Here is an 18,171-nt window from a genome sequence, read left to right on the forward strand (position 1 = left end):
AGAAACGAGGGATAAAAGAATGGGGAAAGAAATGAGTTTTGCACCTGCTGAATTATATGTTCTCGCAGGTGCAGCTGGGGTTACCGATATATTTGGATTGCCAAACCGTGACGCAATTATTTTACTTGATGAAGAATGTGTCACGAAAGCAACTACGAGTTTAAAAGAAAAAGGCCTACTTACAAGTGAAAATGGAATTACCCCTGCAGCTTTTCAAATAATTGAATTATTAAAGGAATATGAAAATTGTCATGAATACACGAGAATGAATAATGTATTAATTGGCTTTTTAAAAGAGGATAAAGACCGAGTGGCTGTATTAACAGAAATAGAACCAAATAAAAAATACGAGATCGACTACATACCAAAACCGGACGTATATTTTTCCTTATTAACACGCATCCCTTTCTTATTGAGAGAACCGAGGGACATAGAAGATACATTTTTCTCAAAGAGAATGACAGAAACAGAACAACAAACATTTGAGGAAAAAGATTTATCAAATAAAGACGTTATAGCGATGGAAACGTATACGAGGCCTCGTAGTAATAGAGGAGGAAAATGGGAATGTTTCTTATATTTCACTGAAGGAGAAGATTACGTTCAAATAGATGTAGAACGTAATCGATATGACTGGGTGAGCCTCTATGCGGTAAATAAGAAATTGTATGACGTGTTAAAAATGCCGTATAAAAAATTAATTGACCCGAGACAATTTTCGTTAGGAGGTATTGAATAATGCAAGTATCAATGGGAGACGGTGGTTCTGGTGGTGGAGAAGAAGTATTAGTTAATTTTCAAGAACTACTTGATATAGTAATGAAATTAGAAAATATATATAAAATCCATTTAGACGTCATTGGAACGAATATTGAGAGTTTATTAAGTAGTGATTTTTATCAAAAAGGTGAAGCAATGAGAGTAATTGAAAAATACCCTGATATATTACACAAAACACTTGAATTGTCTGAACACTATTATAGGTCGGCGACAGTTGTAAGGGACGCATGTGTAGAAATGTTTGAAAAGGACGAACAATTACGTGAAATATTAAGTAAGTTGTAGAAATCACCATACGGCTGGGGGATGAAAACGAAATGGATGTGAAATATAGACCTGAACCATGGCAAAACATGGGAGATGGTATGAATAGAATTACAAAAGATGCACTCATAAAATTACAGCGCGCAAATGAATTATTGAAAAAAATTGATGGAAGAATACGAGATTTAGACTCAGATGGCAGTATACATTTTAACCCAAAAGATCAATCGCAAAAAATAGGAGAATTACTTGATAGCTATTCGACATTACAAAAATATTGCGGAGAAGCCGGGCGATTGGTCTCTGAACATATAGATAAACCTTTTTTAGTAGAAATGGATAAATTCGCTCAAAAAATGAGAGATACATCTATTCTCAGTTTCAAAACAGATAACCGAATTGGCTCCACAACAACGACAGTATTACCAGGTGGGCATGCAGGCTACGGAAGTGTACCACAAACAATACAGAAGAAGAAAGATAAAATAACAGTAGAAGATATTTTTAAAGATTCACCTGCATTTGATAAAGTACTGAGAGGGGAATACAAAGAACTAAAAAAACAAAATCCAGATGCAAAATTAAATTATGAAGAATACAAGAAAGTAGTCCCATCCACACGAGGATTTGAATACAAATCGATAGAAGATGAACAGAAAAAACTAGAAATGGTGCGAGACATAGGAATAGGCGTAGGAATCATCATCACAACAATCCTTTGCCCACCACTCGGGGCCGCTGCCGCAGTTGTATACGGCGCTGTACAAATAAAAAGCGGTATCGACGGAGAAGACTGGGGAACACACCGGAAATTGAGCCAAGAAGAACGCACAGCAAACATCATTTTTGGCGGATTAGATGCAATCCCAGTTGTTGGAGCAGTAGGAAAAGGAGTAAAAGCATTCAAAGGCACGAGTGAATTAGCAGATTTAGCCAAATTATTAAAATTCAAAGAAGGAATGCCTGGTTTTAATCCAAATTTGGGTAAAAATGTGGTACAATCGCTTAAGGAAAATAATCTATTAAAAAATTTAAAAATACAAGGTTGGAAAACCGTAGATAAGATTAATGATGCGGACTACTTCATTAAAGGTCTAGTAGCAAAAGGTGCGGACTCCGTATCCCCAATCTTTAAAGGTGTAGAAATAATGCCAGATGGAAGTGTCGCTAGAACTGGAACGAATTATAGCGGGAAATTCCAAGAAGCCCATGATGCCTCGAAGGCGAGTATTCAGAGTAGGATCTCGAATTTGGAGAGTGGTGGGGTTAAGGGTACGGGTGAAGTTGGAAAAGGGAATTCTGATTTACTTGATAATACTGGTAGATTTAAAGATGCTGAGTTGCAATCTAAGTATGATGTATATTGTGAAAGGAAATATAAGAATAGTGAAGCGCCTAAAGAGCCGCTGGAGTGGAAAGAAGCAAGTGAAAAATGGGCATCACTTAAAGAGCAGGGGCAAGAATTTTCTGATGAAAGTTTTAATCTATTTTCACAGCAGTATGAAAACGCTGAACGAGAAATAACCATTGTTACACATGAAGGGACTAAGGTAAGAGTTGACGCAATTGCATCTGATGAATATGGGAATGTTATTATACAAGAATATAAAAGTTCCGCTACTGCTCCCTATACTACAAATCAAGAAAAGGGATTCCCTGAATTGAAGAATTCTGGTGGAAAGGTCGTAGGTGAAGGAAAGGGAGATTTTTCAGGGGGATACGAAGTGCCTAGTGGAACAAGACCGCAAATTGTTCGTCCTGAAGGGACAACTTATTTTGATGAATAAATGAGGTGAGAGATAAGTGTCGATATTAGACAAAAATAAAATAGATGGCATTGGCAAGAGTATGAGTGAAAATAAGTTAGCATTAATGATTGCAGATCATTTAGAGTGGGAAAATGAACTTCAGCACTTAACATTGTTACAAGATAAAATTAATGCCTATGTATCTTTTATTGAAAGTGGGCAAATATATAGTGTTTATCCGGATGCTAAGTTAGTAGATGGCTTTATATTCGATTTAAGGTTTAAATATAAACCGACTGAAAATTGTAATAAATTATTGGAGGTTTTTAGGAAGAATACTCAAGATTTGAGGATTGAGTTTAAAATATATGAATCTTAGGTAGTTTGAATTGGAGATGTAATATGAAAGCAAATAAAGCATTTGAGCGCGTATGTAATCTAATATCTGAAAAGTATTTAGATAATGGCTGGAAATATTCTAAGTCTGGTCATTGGATGAGTAAAAAAGATAAAAATTTCATTTATAAGGTACTCTTTTATACAAGTTGGAATAATATATCTGATAAAAATGTAGTATTTTATGGTGAATGCGCAATTCTTCCTTTAAAATCTAAAGATAAAATATTTCATATTAATACACGTCAGTGCAATGTACCAAGCGGTCAGTTATATTGGAACATAGCAAATGAGGAAGAGTGGGAGCGGACAGTTAACGAATTCACTAATTGGTTAAATAGTGTATTTATGCCAATTGTAGAAAGGTGTACGAATGATTTGAACAACTTTGTAAAAGAGGTTGTTGAAAGAGGTTTTTATCCTCAAAAGGGTTATATGGTAGATATTAATTTTATATTAACGCACGGCTCGCTTGAATTGGCAGAGGAAGCTATCAAAAGATACTATGACAGTTTGGAAGAGTCGATAAAAAAAGAATTTAAAGATAACTATGAAAGTATGGTGTGTGGTAATGAAGCAGTTAGTGCATATGGTAATAACATGATGAGAAATTACACCAATTTTAGAACTATCATAGATAATAAAATAATTGTTACTTTATAGTACAACAAATGGTTTGACTTAGTAAGCGATAATTGGTAACCCAATTATCGCTTTTGGTTTTAAATAAGGGTACGGGTGAAGTTGGTTATGGCAGTAACATTTCAGACAATATCTCAAAAGAAATTAAAGAGTTAGATAAAGAAATAAATAGATTGAAAATAGAGGGAAATGACAAAGAAGTCAAAAGATTAACGCGAGAAAAAAATAAATTGGCCAACAAGTTGGATACGAAAGATGTTATTAGTGATCATTATGACTTGAAGGTTGCAAAGGAGTATGAAAGAAAAATCGATAATTCTAAATATTTTTCTCGTGATAAAGGTGATTTTGGAGAAGAGTGACAAAAATAGTAGCTAGAGACAGTGATTTAGGTAAAGATGTTTCCGATCTGTTCCAAGTGGGGAGAAATGGTATAGATGCAGCATTCCTATCGAAAGGGCCGCCGCCAAAGTTAACTATTATTGAATCAAAGGCATCAGATTCCGCTAGTTTTAGTTACTCGGATAAACAGAAAAAGGGTGGAGATACTTATTTTCAAGACATGGTTAACAGCGATGATCCTAGGTATGCTAATTTTAGAGATAACTTAGAGAATCTGATGGAGGAGAGTCCGGATCTACAATTCGATTTTATTAGAGTTGAAACAGATATAAAGATTACTGATACTGGATTCGGTGTTGATGAGTTAAAGGTAAAGGACTGGAATAAGGAAATAGATTAATTCATAGGGAGGATGCAATGATGAACCCCAAAAAGTTAGAAATGGCTTTTAAAAGATATAGCAAAAATTTTGTGGATGGAATCGAATTTGAAGATGTTAAAGATAAATATAATGTCAGTAGAAGTAAGGTTGAGAAAATTGTTAAGCAAAATGAAACAGAGAAAGATCACATCCTACTAATAAATTTAAGCAAAATTTTCTCATATCACTTGTCACTATGGAAAAACGATGTATTGATAAGCGGTGGAAACAATGTAGAAGGATTAAAGAACATGCAGAAAGTCTTATTTTACCAGTGCATGGGACAAGATCTTTATAAAATCAGATATCCAAAGATGATTTTGGGGTATACGTTTAGAGAAGTCGTCCTCACATTAGTTCATTTTGCAATGTATGGATGGGAGAAAGAAGAAAATATATTATATGATTTTATGGTTCATCACTTCGGTGGACATTTAATAGATGCTAATGAAGAGAATAGACATATTTGGTTTTTGCTAGAGCTATACTCGCAGTATAGAAATAAAACCATCATGGGGACAAATGAAAAATTGCATCTAGTCGTGAAAAATAAGTTTAAAGAAGCTGAACTACGATGCGATTTAATCCCTGAAGACCTAAATATATATGATGAAGTGTTAGGACGTTGGTCGACTCGTGACTTAGAAGAAATAGAATATCTAATTTCCATAATGTCTCAGTATCATTCTGCGTTAGCTTCTGAAATCGGACAGCTAGGTGAATTTGGTGATTTCAGATACGGATTTTATCCTTTTGAAATATTATTTTTAATCCATGTAAGGAAACAACTAGGGTTGCCAGTACCTACTCAAATCGATAATTTTCTGATGAATACTCCAGAAGCTAGAATGGTATTTGGGGAACATGAGTCATATCCTGAATGGGATCCCGTACTTCAGATGATTGATCAATTTTATCGTGAAAACTATCCGGAATATATTTCTAACAAGCATGGAAAATTATTCCAATAAAAGGGAGGAAGCTAAGATGCCTGATCAAGGGATAGCGCAGATTATATTTCCTGATAGCAAGGATTTGGAAACATTTTTGAAGGAACAAGGAGGTTATGACTTACATGAAGACCTATTAAAATATGGATTGACAACGAAACAGTTTTTATACATTGACTATAAAGGTGAGCAATACCAAGAAATTGTCAATTTTATTCTTGATTACGAATTTGCCCACCAAATTGAATTAGCAACACAAGAAGAACTTGAGAGATTAGAAGCATTTAATTATGAATTTTTACCCGATAAGATCAAGATGGCCAACAAAATACTGTCACCAAAGGGATATGGTCTGTTTTTATATCCAAATTCGGGCGACTTTTATGCATTATTCATTGGGAAAATAGAGAATATAACAAAAATCCTGCAAGAAGAGGTGTTGCTTGATGATAGAATTCCTTTTCAAGAAAGGTGTATCAAATATTATAGATAGACCTAAGGATTGTATGCCTTCACCCTTGAATCCGATCAAGATTTTCTTATAAGTTAATATCAAGATTGCATAACCATCTAGAATGTGCTATTTTTGGCCACGTACAATTTTAATAACACCATGTGATACTACAAATGCATTTAAACTTTTCACCTCCTGAATTCGAAATAATAAAAATGTTTTGGGTTTGGGAGGGGTGATAATAGAGATAGAAAAATAAATTGAGAAATGTGCCTATTTTGTTGGTTACTTGGACGCTGACAAAGGTACATGCTTAGTAAAGGAATTCAATGGCAACGTTAGGAGAACGTAGTGGCTATTGAATTTTTTATTTTTACAACTGTATTAGAAAGAAATGCGTGAGAATTAGGTGAGATGATATTTTATTGAAAAGACATGGAAAGGACACAATAATAATGACCTCGTAAGTATTAATGTATTACTTGTTACCATATAAAAAGGTGTCATAATACTGTTACTACAAAATTTACAAATTTAATGCTACTTAAAACAGATGAATTTAAAGCACTTGATTGTCTCCGAAAGGCAACGAGTGCTTTTTTATTAGATAGACATGCTATAAATTTTTAGAAAATATTTTTTATGAATTCAGGCTAACATAAATTATTAGTATTATATAATTGAAAATACATTAGCAAAAGGTGCGGACTCCGTATCCCAAATCTTTAAAGGTGTAGAAATACTGCCAGATGGAAGTGTCGTTAGATCTGGAACGAACTATAGCGGGAAATTCCAAGAAGCCCATGATGCCTCAAAGGCGAGTATTCAGAGTAGGATCTCGAATTTGGAGAGTGGTGGGGTTAAGGGTACGGGTAACGCTGTTCATAGATCTGAAATTGACGAAGTAATTAAAAATAATTACGATAAAGACGGGAACTTGATTAATAGATCAATTGTTCCTAAGGGATATGATAGTGTTGAAGAGTTTAAAGAAGTGGTAGGTTATGTTGATGAATATTTGAATGCCTCACCTAAAAATAATATTTTAAATAAATCATTAGCGGGAGGTACACATGTGAAAGGTGTAGACTACGATGTACTAGGATTTCCTATTTTTAAAGGAGATGCTGTTAAGTTTCAAACAAAGTTGGATAAAGGGATGTTTATAGCATCTGATGATAAACAGTTTAAGTTCTGTACAAAGGCATTAAAAGAAGCAATAGAGAAGGGAGATATACCAAAGGAAATCTTTACAGAGAAACAGCTCCGGGATATTTATAATGAGGAAGCTAGAATAAAAGGATTGACTTGGCATCATCATCAAGTACCTGGTAAAATGCAGTTAGTAGTGTCTAAAACGCATAAAGTTAACCATTTAGGTGGAAATGCATTATGGGGGGATGGAATCAGATGAGTAAGGTACAATGGAGATCACCAGATGAACCTATTATACGAGAAGATGTAAAGAATGTTGAACAGGAATTGAACATTAATTTTCCTTTAGATTATATAGAATGTGTGATGAAGAATAATGGAGCGCATGTTAGTCCAGAGGTGTTTGAAGTTGAAGGGAAAAGAAAGGTTTTTGGAACGTTATTAAGTTACGATATGGATGATGATGAAAATATTATAGAAGTATTTGATGATTACAAGGATACACTACCGGCAGAATTAGTTCCTTTTGCTTTTGACCCAGCGGGAAATTTAATATGTTTTGACTATAAAAATGACAAAAATAACCCTGTTGTGGTATTTTGGGAACATGAAAATGCTGGTGAAAAAGAAATGTTGATGCGAGAAGAAGGATTAACAGAAGAACAAGTGGAAGAACGTGCAAGAGAAAATGTATTTTACATTGCAGATACATTTACTGATTTTTTAAGTAAATTACACGATTAAAAAATATAATGATGAATGAAAAATAAAGTTTATGTGAAGTGGATAGAAAAAATAATAGGGTGTTTGAAAATAGATACTCCATGATGGTTGTACCATCATGGAGTACTGTGTGCAATGATAGAATAGAAAACGAAGTACGAGCTTAGGCGAAATGACATTTTATATGGCGGTGAATATAAACACATGGAATGTACATTAAACTAACGAACTCGTACAAACTCGTAAGTTTTAACGGAGTAGTTGTCATACTGTTACTACAAAACTTACAAATTTATGCTATTTTAAAAAATGAACTTAAAGCACTTGATTCTCTACTTGAGGCAACAAGTGCTTTTTTGCGTAGAAATTTAACAGATCACTATAATTTTATTATGTAAACTTTTTACATAGTTTTCTATACAACTAAAGAGAAGAAAAATGTTCACTATTACTTTCATTTCTGTTATAAAAATTCTACAATAGAAGGCAGAACGTATATTTGGTATAATCAAAATATACTATATGAAATGATGTACATGAGTTTGAAATTCATGTAACGAGGTAAGCACTACATAACAATGACTAATATTTAAAGTTTTCGTACCTATAGAATTCAATTCATGTTATATAAATCAATTGTTAGAAAGGAACAGGTGTAATGAATCAAATTTCATTTGAAGATTTATTTGAAGAAGAAAAAGAAAAGGTGGAGGTAGCTGAGGTATGTAAGGTACCAGCCCCTTTATCACCATTACAAAAAGATATTTTAGAATTAATTGATTCTGAAGAAATAAGTGCGCTTGAGCTATGTGAACGATTAATACGATCTGGTAAAATACCCGATGAAAGATTCACTACGAATAAGCCTAAAGCATATGGACAAGTATGTTTACTATTAGAAGGTTTTGTTACAGAAGGAAAACTTATTTTTATCAAAGATGATGAGAAAAGAGATAGGGTATATAAATTGAAAGAAGAAGTTTGAGATGTATAGTGGGAGATGAATGATTGGTTCCCTTTAACTTGCAGCTCCGTTAGTCTAGTAATGTCCACAAAAAAGGTGTCAATCTCTCCTACATTGACACCTTCATACTTTTAACACCTTACATACTTACGCTTGAAACCAAGTCTTCCTCTATCAAGTTCTTTCTGGATACTTTCAGAAGCATTTAACAAACTGCTTTTTTTATTCTCCCGTTTGACTTCAACTATACCAACTTCTTTTGCAATCTCGACTGCTTTTTCATGTAGTGGTACATATGAGATTGCTACTGTGTTTAGGAAATTATTCATAGCGGATTTTGTTCGTTCTGGAGAATGATGAATTGTATCTTTCACCATTTCAAGCATATCGGAAATTTTATTTTCGGAAAATTCATTGTCTTTGCGATTTCCTAAAAGCCAACAGTAGCAACTCCAGCCTGCAGACATTTTAAGCTCGTCCCCACTTGCAATCCATTTATCAGCAACATCTTGTGCGATATTTGACTCTGATAAAGTTACTGCCACCACATAATCGGATAGCATATAAAAATATGCCCCGTCTATCCAGCGATCAAAATCAGACTCACTCATAGCTTTTGGATCGGCAATAATACCTGCAAAGTACATAGCATCGTAGTTGCCTGTGGCATAAAGTTCTTCAGCTAATTCTTGATTTAATTTTATTTTTTTAGCGATTGGTTTCATAGCACCTGTAGCTACTCCGAATACTGGCTCATGCGCACCGTTAGATATGTATATTTTTTTCGTTCGTTCCTTACCTAGAGCTTCAAGTTCTTGCATAACTGTTTTAAGATCCATAGTTGTGCAACTTCCTTTCTTCATGTGAAAGCCTTTTTAAGCTTTTCGTATTTCATATGTTAATACTAATTGTATTCAAGAGGTATGTCTACTTTCTAAAGGTATCAAAACCAGTTAGTAATTTTGAAGCTTTTGATTTTGTGACTGCTACAAGCTATCTATAGTTAGAAGCAAAGTATAGTAGAATAAAAAATACATTTGTATAGTTTTTCCAATTAATATTTGGTATGATGGTGAATGGGAAAAATATACAAGCAGTTAGTGGTTCATAAAAGGGGGATTGAATTGAAAAGAACGCCTGAATTTGTATTAGGTTTAATTGATGGCATTTTGGGAATTATTATTTCCATAATATTAATAGTTGTAGCGTTTAATATTATGGAAGGGGTTGATTACGAACTTTTAGCTTATTACTCTATTATTTTAACGGTTCAAATAGGGTTGTTCATTTTATCGTGTTTAGTAAACAAGGTTAATAATAAAGTTTATGGAGTTTGTATGATTGTGATTCCTATAGTTATGTTATTTATGTCATTATTCTTTTTACTTATTCCGACAATTTTACAAATTATATCTGGTTCATTTGCATTTAGAACATTAAAGTTAGAATCGAATGTAAGCTAAATGTAATTATTAACGTCTGAATATTCGGTTTTTTAAACGTTTTCGTTTGCAGTTCAAATTAACATAAAGTACAAAGTTGTACGCTTTAGGAGGAGAAATAGATGATTATTTGGTCTGGTTGGGGTTTTTTAGTCGCAATTATTGTAATTATTAATACTCTTTTGGGTAAGGCTATCTTTGGATCTATAACGGGGGATGCTACATATTTTCAAGACCATAGTTGGCCAATGGCGGTAATGTTTATTATATCAGGGGTTATGTCTTGGTATTTAGGTAAATATATTAATAAGCCAGATGGGAAAGTTTATATAGATACCGAAACTGGTGAAAAAGTTATGTTTAACAAAAAGCACTCATTATTTTTTATAAAAATGGAATATTGGGGACCGATTCTAGGAGTTATTGCGATTGTAACTTTAATTACAAGATAAAAAAAGAGGATGGGTATAGTAAGAGTAATCTATTCAAGTAAAAGGAGAAATCAGTCATGAATACAAAGAAACTACTAGGGGTAGCAGTTCCGGTCATGTTGTTATTTGGTTGTGGAGTTTCTGAGAAAACGAACACTTCTAAACAGGAGAAAACAGAAGAGTCTAAAGTAAAAGAATCGAAGTCTAATAGTAAGAAAGAAAAAGTTTCAAAGGAAGACTATCCTAATAAAGTGTATAAATTAGGGATAGAGTTTGATAAGTTGTTTGCGGAGCATAACAATATTACAAGAGAGGTTTTTGATGGTAAGAAAAAGAAATCAGATATAGTAGATAGTGTGAAAGAATTAAATAAAACGTTAGATAAATTCGAGTCGATAGATCCCCCTGCAGAGTATGTAAATCAACAAAAGGATTTTCAAAAAGCAATTAGTTATTTTAGAGAGTCTTTTTCTTTAATCAATGAAGTATTCACCCGAAAAGAAAAAAGAGAAAAAGGCGATAAGACTGATAAAGAGTTAATGGAGAAATCCGAAAAGTTAGTGAAAGAAGGAGATATTTACTGGCTTAAGGCATTCAAAGACCTTGAAGGGGATATTAAAATCGGTGACGGTACAGTATCTGTGAAAGATTTGAAAGAGTTAGATAAGAAAGCTGGAATTAATACGGATAACGTTATGAAGAATGTGAAGGATGGTACGGAATTAATTGGTAATTGGGGATTCAAAGGAACAGACGGTTTCATTATGTCACTTATTTTAAAAGGTGATAAGACATTTGAAACGTATGGTAAAGGTGAGTATCCAAATAAAAAGAATTATATTGAAGGCACTTGGGAATATGATAAGGAAGCTTTTACAATCTATTTACATCTCAATAAACGTTTAGTAGACGGTGTAGAAGATACAATTCAAAAAAAGAAAATAGCATATAAAGTTCAAGATTATGATGGGGAAAACTTGCAATTATTTAATGAGACGTCATTTCATACAATTAAGTATGTGAAGCAAAGTTAAAGTTATGTAGGACTAGGTTTAAATGGCCTGGTCCTTCATTAAAGTGCGAGTATGTAAATAATATGTTATCTTTCGTTCTGTTTACTTAGTATCATGTTATTCTTTAATAGAGTAATAAATGGAGTTTTACATTAAATATATGAGGTTGGTTACAAATGATAAAGAAATTCACTAGGTTAGTATTAATAGTGGTTATGCCAATCAGTCTTATTACAGGTTGTGGGGCTACTGAAAAAACTGAAGCACAAAAGCCGAAAGCGGTACAAACGGAGAAAAAGGACTATATGGATTATTCATATGGTAGCAAAGGTATATTAGTAAGTGGCAAAGCGAAAGAACGGCAACAATACGAGATTGGATATATGGATGATAATAAGTTAATTGGGATTGACGAAAATATTGAAGACTGCATTATTTTAGATAATAAAGATGAAGCAGGCCTCATTTGGAAACAAATAGAGCGTGGATTTATTATTGAAGTGCAATACGGTAAGGATCGCAATGATATCGTAGGCGTGCAATTCGTAGGAGATCGTGAGCCATACGAAATTAGTGATAAGTTTGATCGAAATACGATAAACGAAATTGTTGAAAACGTTAAAGGGAATTTGTAATAAATGTATTTCGATAGTATAGGATCTCTTATTATGAAATTGTATGTCAGTTATTTGCCTAAGTTTAAATTGATTATTTTGACGGTAGTTGTAATTAGTTGTAAAATAATGTTTGTTGACGGATTTTGTAAAAAGTATGTTAGATGAAATTCATCTGTAGGGATGACATATAAATATTTTCTTAATGGTTATAAAATATAATTATTTAAATATGTAAATAAAAAGAAGTCATATTAGAAGTACATAGTAGATTCATATTTTAACAAATTAATGTGAGAATAAAGGGAGGTTGAGATACATACACGGCGGGAATGTGTATGTATCTATTATAATAATGAATAAGACAATCAAACAACAAGTAATCGCACTATCAACAAGTCTAGTGATTTTAGGGAGCGTACCTTTATCAGCATCAGCAAAAGAGTTGAACAAATCTCAAACTGATCAACTTAATATTGCCCAGGGAGAAAATGGAACGAGCGGATTAAATTATTCTAATTTCAAGTTGGAAGTTCCTGATCATGTACAAGTTAACGAAGCAGAAGTATCTGAAAATGAAAAAATTCTTTTAGAAGAATATAAGCATAAACATGATGAAACAGAAGAATTAAACAAAATGCAAGATGCTAAGAAGGGGCAAGTAGCAGAAAAGGAAGCTATTTCAAACATTGAAAAGGCATTTGAATCTGTAGATGGTCGAAATGATGGATCTGATCGTCAAATGAAACCTGTTGCAAAGCCAAGAGGTATTCAATATAGTGCACAGAGTACGAAGAAATATGGAACACTTGCAGGAGTTCCATTTGTGGAGTGGATTGTTCCAGCAGGAAATCCTGATATTCGTCCTGCAAATCCGATGAAAGCACGTTACATTACAATTCATGAGACCGCAAATACAGCCGCTGGTGCTAATGCTGAAAATCATGCGAAATATTTATACAAGCAAGCAACTGAAGGCACTTTCCGAACAGCTTCATGGCATTTTACTGTAGATGATAAACAAATTTATCAACACTTACCAACAAACGAAAATGGTTGGCATGCAGGAGATGGAGATGGTTCAGGAAACAGGGAGTCTATCGGTATCGAGATTGCGGTTAACCAAGACGGTGATTACAATAAAGCGTTAGAAAATGCAAAACGACTTGCAGGTTATTTAATGAACAAAGAAGGAATTGGTGCAGATCATATTTACAAGCATCAACAATGGAGCGGGAAAAAATGTCCTGACATTTTAATTTCACGTGGTAATTGGGCTGGTTTCGTACAAGGAATTCAGTGGTATGCAAATATAAATGCGCAGATTGATACGCCTTTACAAGATAAAAATGACTCATTTAATCCAAATGAAAATAATCCAGCTGAACCTAGCATGGAACTAGTGGTAAATGGTAGTGGCATCAATGTACGTAGTGATGCGGGTATTGAACATCGTGTTGTACGTAAAGCTTCAAACGGAGATCGTTACAAAGTATTAGCCGTTAAAAATGGTTGGTATAAAGTAGGTAATGGAGAATGGATTTTCTATGACCCAAGTTGGATTAAAATTAACTACAATGTACCAAAGGAAGAAGTACAAAAACCAAAAGATGATATTACAGGTGGCTGGTTTGAAGGGCATATTCGTAAATTAAACAGTCTAGGTATTATGCAAGGCGAAGGTAATGGTGTATTTGCGCCATATCGAAATGTAACGAGAGCGGAGTTTGCGAAATTAATCTCGAATGCTCTTAAACTACCAGAGGGAAATAAGTCATTTGTAGATATTAATGAGGCACATCCATCACTTCATGACGGTATTAAACGTTGTGCAAGTGCAGGAATTATTAATGGTCGTGGTGAAGGGATTTTTGATCCTAACTCACCAATTACTCGTGAAGAAGTATCTATTATGATTGACAAAGCATTACGATATAAAGGAATTACAGGAGAGTTAGTAGCATTACCATTTACAGATAAGCATTTAATAACATACAAAGAATCGGTTCAACGATTATACAGTCTAAAGGTAGTTAATGGTATTGGAAATAATGAGTTTGATCCCCGAGGTACAGCAACTCGTGGTCAGGCAGCTGCCTTTATTGTGAAGATGTTAGATTCAATGCAAAAATAAAATGAAACTTTAATCAGTGAGGGCCACTTGCACTGCAATCGAGCAGTTTATTCACCGAATTTTGAAATGAGAGTGTTACTGCCCGCAAATAGCAGAATAAATGGTATGTAGAAGCTGACATTGGTAGAAGTAAAAAATAAGAAGAATTTGAAAGGAGCTATCCAAAATAATAATTTGGAATAGCTCCTATTTAGTAGGAAGAACAATTGTATTTGATAGATTGTAATGTAGAATGCCCTTCCAAGCCCCTCATAAGCCCCTACCAAGTAATAAATCACTAAGAAAAAACAAAAACAAAAACAAAAACAAAAACAACTACAAGAACAAAACAAGCGCGAAAAAATGAAACCGGCGTTGTAGTAGTAAAAAAATTGTAATTCGAATGCCAAAACCATTCCCGCAGTCCTATCTTTATAATGAAGGATTAAAATTTTCCTATTTACTAGCAAAGAGTGGAGGGAAACATATGGCAGTATACCGTAATGTGCAGGTGAACTTTTGGCAAGATGAATTCATATTAGATTTAACGCCAGAGGAGCGTTATTTTTACATATATTTGTTAACTGGTACGAAAACGAAGCAATGTGGTATTTATATATTACCGAAGCGTGTGGCAGAGCTTGAAACAGGTTATAGTATGGAGACTGTTGAGAAGTTGCTAAACAGGTTTGTTGAGTATGGAAAGATTCTATATGATACGGAAACGAAAGAGGTATTCATAATAAACTGGTTACACTATAACCCTATTTCAAATACGAATGTGGAGAAGTGCGTATTACGTGAGTTAAAGACTATAAAAAGTAATGAGTTCATACATATATTTTTACGTAAATGCCTTGAAGAAGAATACAAGATTCCATTATTATTGCAGCATTTTGGTATGCCAGAAGAAGAGGATAATAGTAGTTCACAAGTAGTTATTGAAGAGAAAGAAGAAGCGGAAGAGATAGAGGTAGAAACCATAGAAGAGGACGTTCCAAATAGTGAAGTTTATAAGTTTTATGAACAAAATATTAGTAGTTTATCCCCATATATTGTGAAGGAATTGAAGAATTGGATACAAAGACTTTCTGGAGAGAAAGTGTTAGAGGCACTTAAAATTGCGTTTGAAAATAATAAGAAAACGTTAGCTTATGTGAAGGGGATTTTGAGGAATTGGTGTAAGAAAGGACGAGTAGATTTTAGTGAAGGAATGCATAGGAGAGAAGTATTTGGTTTGTATGATCCATAGTTTGGATAAGGATTTTTTCTAGTCTAAAAGGTTCTTTTACTATAGAAGCGAATATTGTGAGAAAGGGGTGGTTATATGGAAGTCGTTATAAAGAAGAAACGAAAAAAGGGAAAAAGAATTTTTATTTGGGCTAGTAGTATCGTTCTTTTGTTAGTTATTTCCGCTGTGATTTTTTTGAACATATATACGCTGAAATCTATGCCAAAGATAGATGGAACGATAAAGCTAGAGGATTTACAACAGGCTGTTACGGTGAAGCGTGATAGTAAAGGTGTACCGCATATTAAATCGGAAAATGCACATGATTTATATTTTTCACAAGGATATGTGCAAGCGCAAGATCGTTTGTTTCAAATGGATTTAAGTAGAAGACAAGCGTCTGGTATGTTAAGTGAAGTTGTTGGGGAAGCAGCTGTTGATCGAGATAAATTGTTTCGAACACTCGGTTTACGGCGAGCGGCCGAAGCTTCAGTTAGTCAATATGATGGAGAAGCGAAATATGCCCTGCAGTCATTTGCTGATGGGGTGAACGCTTTTATACGTGAGGCGAAAGAGGAAAAGAAATTACCAGTTGAGTTTACTATATTAGGTTATGAACCTGCTGAGTGGTCAATTGTTGATACTTTAACGATCGGGAAGTATATGGCGTTTGACTTAGGAGGACATTGGCACGGACAGGCATTTCGATATTGGGCCCTGAAAAATCTTCCCAAAGAGCAAGCGAATGAGCTATTTCCTGCATATCCGAAAGATGCCCCTAGATTGCTAACTGAACTGAAAAATACAAATGTGGACGTAGCACAAAGTTTTTCAAAAACGATAATTCCGCCGGAGTTTAACGGTAGTAATAACTGGGTTGTGAGCGGTGAGAAGAGTGCGTCAGGTAAGCCAATTTTAGCAGATGATCCTCATTTATCTCTTGCGACGCCTTCTATTTGGTATCAAACGCGACTTGAAATGAAAGGTTTGAATGTGAGTGGCGTTATTTTTGCCGGAGTACCAGGTGTTATATTAGGACACAATGACAAAATAGCGTGGGGCGTTACGAATACGGGGCCTGATGTGCAAGATTTATATATTGAGAAGAGAAATCCTAATAATGAAAATGAATTTCTGTATAACGATAAATGGGAGAAAGCTACCGTTGTAGACGAGTCGATTAAAGTAAAAGGCAGGAAGACAATTCCTTATAACGTTACGATTACGAGGCATGGACCAGTAATTTCAGAGTTTGCGGATAAGGGAAAGGAAAAAAACAAAACCGTATTCTCTTTAAAGTGGACAGCTTTAGAACCGTCAGCTGAGTTAAAAGCTGTATTAAATATGAATAAAGCAAAAGACTGGAATGAGTTTGAAACCGCTCTTCAAGAGTTTCATACACCAACCCAAAACTTTGTGTTTGCATCAAATGACGGCACAATTGCTTATAAAGCGAATGGAAATATACCAGTGCGTAAAAAAGGTGATGGTAGCTTGCCTGTTCCAGGATGGACAGATGAATATGAATGGGAAGGGTATATCCCGTTTGATCAACTTCCAAAAGTAATCAATCCAAAACAAGGGTTTATTTCAACTGCGAATAATAAAATTGTTGATGATGATTATCCATATCATATTAGCAATACGTGGGCGCAGCCATATAGGCAAATGCGTATTCAAGAATTTTTGCAAGAGAAGGAAAAGTATACGGTGAAAGATTTAGAAGAGTTACAGATGGATCAAAAGAATTTATACGGGAAAGAGTTTACTCCTATATTTTTAAAAGAGTTAAATAAAGCATCTTTAAATGAGGTAGAGAAAGAAGGCGTAGACCAATTAACAAAGTGGAATTTTTACGATAGTAAAGATGAAGCGGCACCATTAATATTCCATTTGTTAATGAAAGAGATTTCAAATACGTTATTTTCAAAAGAAATACCGAAAGATGTAATGGAGTTATTTGAAGGGAAGTCACAAGTTGTTGATGAATTGATTCGAAAAGAAGTAGCGGGAGAAAATAGCGTTTGGTTTACGAAGTACGGAGGTTTCACAACAGTTGTGCATACATCGTACGAGAATGTAATGAAGAAATTGCAGAAGGAATATGGACCCGATGTTGGAGAGTGGAAGTGGGGCGATTACCATCAACTCGCTTTTACACATCCAATTTCGAAATCATCGAGTATGTTAGCATTACTCGCTTTTAATCGTGAGAAACCAGTTCCGATTGGTGGGAGCCAAGTTACCGTGCAAGCAGCAAGTTACGGCGAAAACGGCATTGTAAATCACGGGGCGTCTTGGAGATTCATTATTGATACGAAAGATATGTCAAACGGTTATCATATCGTAGGGCCAGGACAGTCGGGACATTTTAGAAGCGATTGGTATCATGATCAAATAGATGATTGGGTAAATGGCACGTATCATACGACTACATTGAATACGGAGGGGATAGAGGGGAAGGTGCTAAATTTAGAACCGAAGTGAT

Annotated in this window: 21 protein-coding genes; 20 read left to right on the top strand and 1 reads right to left on the bottom strand. The window is 34.3% G+C overall.

All coding sequences use genetic code 11. From position 1 onward, the window contains the following. Positions 1-19 precede the first annotated feature (19 nt). From ACTFRH_RS12535 to ACTFRH_RS12595, 13 genes are all read left to right on the top strand, one after another. On the top strand, positions 20-739 hold the full coding sequence (locus ACTFRH_RS12535; RefSeq protein ID WP_000514127.1) for a DUF5081 family protein: 720 nt from the start codon (positions 20-22) through the stop codon (positions 737-739). Beyond that, positions 739-1,065: a hypothetical protein gene (locus ACTFRH_RS12540; RefSeq protein WP_001198196.1), complete on the top strand. Its 327-nt coding sequence runs from the start codon at positions 739-741 to the stop codon at positions 1,063-1,065. The genes ACTFRH_RS12535 and ACTFRH_RS12540 overlap by 1 nt, the downstream gene beginning before the upstream one ends. A 32-nt stretch (positions 1,066-1,097) precedes the next feature. Further along, positions 1,098-2,831: a hypothetical protein gene (locus ACTFRH_RS12545; protein WP_000382717.1), complete on the top strand. Its 1,734-nt coding sequence runs from the start codon at positions 1,098-1,100 to the stop codon at positions 2,829-2,831. A 16-nt stretch (positions 2,832-2,847) separates the two neighbouring features. Next, complete coding sequence (locus ACTFRH_RS12550; protein WP_000025261.1) at positions 2,848-3,171, top strand: DUF6572 domain-containing protein; 324 nt, start codon at positions 2,848-2,850, stop codon at positions 3,169-3,171. A 23-nt stretch (positions 3,172-3,194) separates the two neighbouring features. After that, positions 3,195-3,851, top strand: coding sequence for a hypothetical protein (locus tag ACTFRH_RS12555; protein WP_000646588.1), 657 nt, complete (start codon positions 3,195-3,197; stop codon positions 3,849-3,851). Positions 3,852-3,883: 32 nt separating this feature from the next. Next, positions 3,884-4,192 carry a hypothetical protein gene (locus ACTFRH_RS12560; RefSeq protein ID WP_000258633.1) on the top strand — a complete coding sequence of 103 codons (309 nt, stop codon included), beginning with the start codon at positions 3,884-3,886 and terminating at the stop codon, positions 4,190-4,192. Beyond that, positions 4,189-4,572 carry a hypothetical protein gene (locus tag ACTFRH_RS12565; protein ID WP_000161785.1) on the top strand — a complete coding sequence of 128 codons (384 nt, stop codon included), beginning with the start codon at positions 4,189-4,191 and terminating at the stop codon, positions 4,570-4,572. Before ACTFRH_RS12560 ends, ACTFRH_RS12565 begins: the two co-directional genes overlap by 4 nt. Positions 4,573-4,589: 17 nt before the next feature. After that, on the top strand, positions 4,590-5,564 hold the full coding sequence (locus ACTFRH_RS12570; RefSeq protein WP_003301998.1) for a hypothetical protein: 975 nt from the start codon (positions 4,590-4,592) through the stop codon (positions 5,562-5,564). A gap of 16 nt (positions 5,565-5,580) precedes the next feature. Then, positions 5,581-6,036 carry a hypothetical protein gene (locus tag ACTFRH_RS12575; RefSeq protein ID WP_001113306.1) on the top strand — a complete coding sequence of 152 codons (456 nt, stop codon included), beginning with the start codon at positions 5,581-5,583 and terminating at the stop codon, positions 6,034-6,036. Between the two features lie 637 nt (positions 6,037-6,673). Continuing rightward, positions 6,674-7,411, top strand: a complete 738-nt coding sequence (locus ACTFRH_RS12580) for an HNH endonuclease (RefSeq protein ID WP_080545895.1) — start codon at positions 6,674-6,676, stop codon at positions 7,409-7,411. After that, on the top strand, positions 7,408-7,896 hold the full coding sequence (locus ACTFRH_RS12585) for an SMI1/KNR4 family protein (protein WP_000049179.1): 489 nt from the start codon (positions 7,408-7,410) through the stop codon (positions 7,894-7,896). Before ACTFRH_RS12580 ends, ACTFRH_RS12585 begins: the two co-directional genes overlap by 4 nt. Positions 7,897-8,084: 188 nt before the next feature. Further along, positions 8,085-8,273 (top strand): hypothetical protein, encoded by a 189-nt coding sequence (locus tag ACTFRH_RS12590; RefSeq protein WP_003302002.1) that lies wholly within the window; start codon positions 8,085-8,087, stop codon positions 8,271-8,273. Between the two features lie 260 nt (positions 8,274-8,533). Continuing rightward, positions 8,534-8,860, top strand: a complete 327-nt coding sequence (locus tag ACTFRH_RS12595) for a DUF3895 domain-containing protein (RefSeq protein ID WP_001071909.1) — start codon at positions 8,534-8,536, stop codon at positions 8,858-8,860. Between the two features lie 110 nt (positions 8,861-8,970). Here the strand turns inward: ACTFRH_RS12595 and ACTFRH_RS12600 are convergent, their stop codons facing one another. Next, positions 8,971-9,678, bottom strand: coding sequence for a DNA alkylation repair protein (locus ACTFRH_RS12600; protein ID WP_000364668.1), 708 nt, complete (start codon positions 9,676-9,678; stop codon positions 8,971-8,973). Positions 9,679-9,963: 285 nt separating this feature from the next. Here ACTFRH_RS12600 and ACTFRH_RS12605 point away from each other — a divergent pair, with 285 nt between their 5' ends. The 7 genes from ACTFRH_RS12605 (at position 9,964) to ACTFRH_RS12635 (ending at position 18,170) form a co-directional block, all read left to right on the top strand. Next, on the top strand, positions 9,964-10,302 hold the full coding sequence (locus ACTFRH_RS12605; RefSeq protein ID WP_000831722.1) for a DUF4064 domain-containing protein: 339 nt from the start codon (positions 9,964-9,966) through the stop codon (positions 10,300-10,302). Between the two features lie 101 nt (positions 10,303-10,403). Continuing rightward, positions 10,404-10,733, top strand: a complete 330-nt coding sequence (locus ACTFRH_RS12610; RefSeq protein ID WP_000587855.1) for a hypothetical protein — start codon at positions 10,404-10,406, stop codon at positions 10,731-10,733. Positions 10,734-10,789: 56 nt separating this feature from the next. Further along, positions 10,790-11,746 carry a DUF3994 domain-containing protein gene (locus ACTFRH_RS12615; RefSeq protein ID WP_001093046.1) on the top strand — a complete coding sequence of 319 codons (957 nt, stop codon included), beginning with the start codon at positions 10,790-10,792 and terminating at the stop codon, positions 11,744-11,746. A gap of 155 nt (positions 11,747-11,901) precedes the next feature. After that, positions 11,902-12,360 (top strand): hypothetical protein, encoded by a 459-nt coding sequence (locus ACTFRH_RS12620; protein WP_000591639.1) that lies wholly within the window; start codon positions 11,902-11,904, stop codon positions 12,358-12,360. Between the two features lie 334 nt (positions 12,361-12,694). Further along, positions 12,695-14,473 (top strand): S-layer homology domain-containing protein, encoded by a 1,779-nt coding sequence (locus tag ACTFRH_RS12625; RefSeq protein WP_033703575.1) that lies wholly within the window; start codon positions 12,695-12,697, stop codon positions 14,471-14,473. A 382-nt stretch (positions 14,474-14,855) separates the two neighbouring features. Next, complete coding sequence (locus tag ACTFRH_RS12630; RefSeq protein WP_003302016.1) at positions 14,856-15,704, top strand: DnaD domain-containing protein; 849 nt, start codon at positions 14,856-14,858, stop codon at positions 15,702-15,704. Between the two features lie 75 nt (positions 15,705-15,779). Then, positions 15,780-18,170: a penicillin acylase family protein gene (locus tag ACTFRH_RS12635; RefSeq protein WP_000454309.1), complete on the top strand. Its 2,391-nt coding sequence runs from the start codon at positions 15,780-15,782 to the stop codon at positions 18,168-18,170. Position 18,171 lies beyond the last annotated feature (1 nt).

It is taken from the genome of Bacillus cereus group sp. MYBK216-1 (assembly GCF_051916495.1).
Lineage (GTDB): Bacteria > Bacillota > Bacilli > Bacillales > Bacillaceae_G > Bacillus_A > Bacillus_A thuringiensis_K.

Coding starts and splice junctions, on each gene's coding strand:
- ACTFRH_RS12535 (WP_000514127.1), top strand. CDS start 20: ATGGGGAAAGAAATGAGTTTTGCACCTGCTGAATTATATGTTCTCGCA.
- ACTFRH_RS12540 (WP_001198196.1), top strand. CDS start 739: ATGCAAGTATCAATGGGAGACGGTGGTTCTGGTGGTGGAGAAGAAGTA.
- ACTFRH_RS12545 (WP_000382717.1), top strand. CDS start 1,098: ATGGATGTGAAATATAGACCTGAACCATGGCAAAACATGGGAGATGGT.
- ACTFRH_RS12555 (WP_000646588.1), top strand. CDS start 3,195: ATGAAAGCAAATAAAGCATTTGAGCGCGTATGTAATCTAATATCTGAA.
- ACTFRH_RS12570 (WP_003301998.1), top strand. CDS start 4,590: ATGATGAACCCCAAAAAGTTAGAAATGGCTTTTAAAAGATATAGCAAA.
- ACTFRH_RS12575 (WP_001113306.1), top strand. CDS start 5,581: ATGCCTGATCAAGGGATAGCGCAGATTATATTTCCTGATAGCAAGGAT.
- ACTFRH_RS12585 (WP_000049179.1), top strand. CDS start 7,408: ATGAGTAAGGTACAATGGAGATCACCAGATGAACCTATTATACGAGAA.
- ACTFRH_RS12590 (WP_003302002.1), top strand. CDS start 8,085: ATGTACATTAAACTAACGAACTCGTACAAACTCGTAAGTTTTAACGGA.
- ACTFRH_RS12595 (WP_001071909.1), top strand. CDS start 8,534: ATGAATCAAATTTCATTTGAAGATTTATTTGAAGAAGAAAAAGAAAAG.
- ACTFRH_RS12600 (WP_000364668.1), bottom strand. CDS start 9,678: ATGGATCTTAAAACAGTTATGCAAGAACTTGAAGCTCTAGGTAAGGAA.
- ACTFRH_RS12610 (WP_000587855.1), top strand. CDS start 10,404: ATGATTATTTGGTCTGGTTGGGGTTTTTTAGTCGCAATTATTGTAATT.
- ACTFRH_RS12615 (WP_001093046.1), top strand. CDS start 10,790: ATGAATACAAAGAAACTACTAGGGGTAGCAGTTCCGGTCATGTTGTTA.
- ACTFRH_RS12620 (WP_000591639.1), top strand. CDS start 11,902: ATGATAAAGAAATTCACTAGGTTAGTATTAATAGTGGTTATGCCAATC.
- ACTFRH_RS12625 (WP_033703575.1), top strand. CDS start 12,695: ATGAATAAGACAATCAAACAACAAGTAATCGCACTATCAACAAGTCTA.
- ACTFRH_RS12630 (WP_003302016.1), top strand. CDS start 14,856: ATGCCAAAACCATTCCCGCAGTCCTATCTTTATAATGAAGGATTAAAA.
- ACTFRH_RS12635 (WP_000454309.1), top strand. CDS start 15,780: ATGGAAGTCGTTATAAAGAAGAAACGAAAAAAGGGAAAAAGAATTTTT.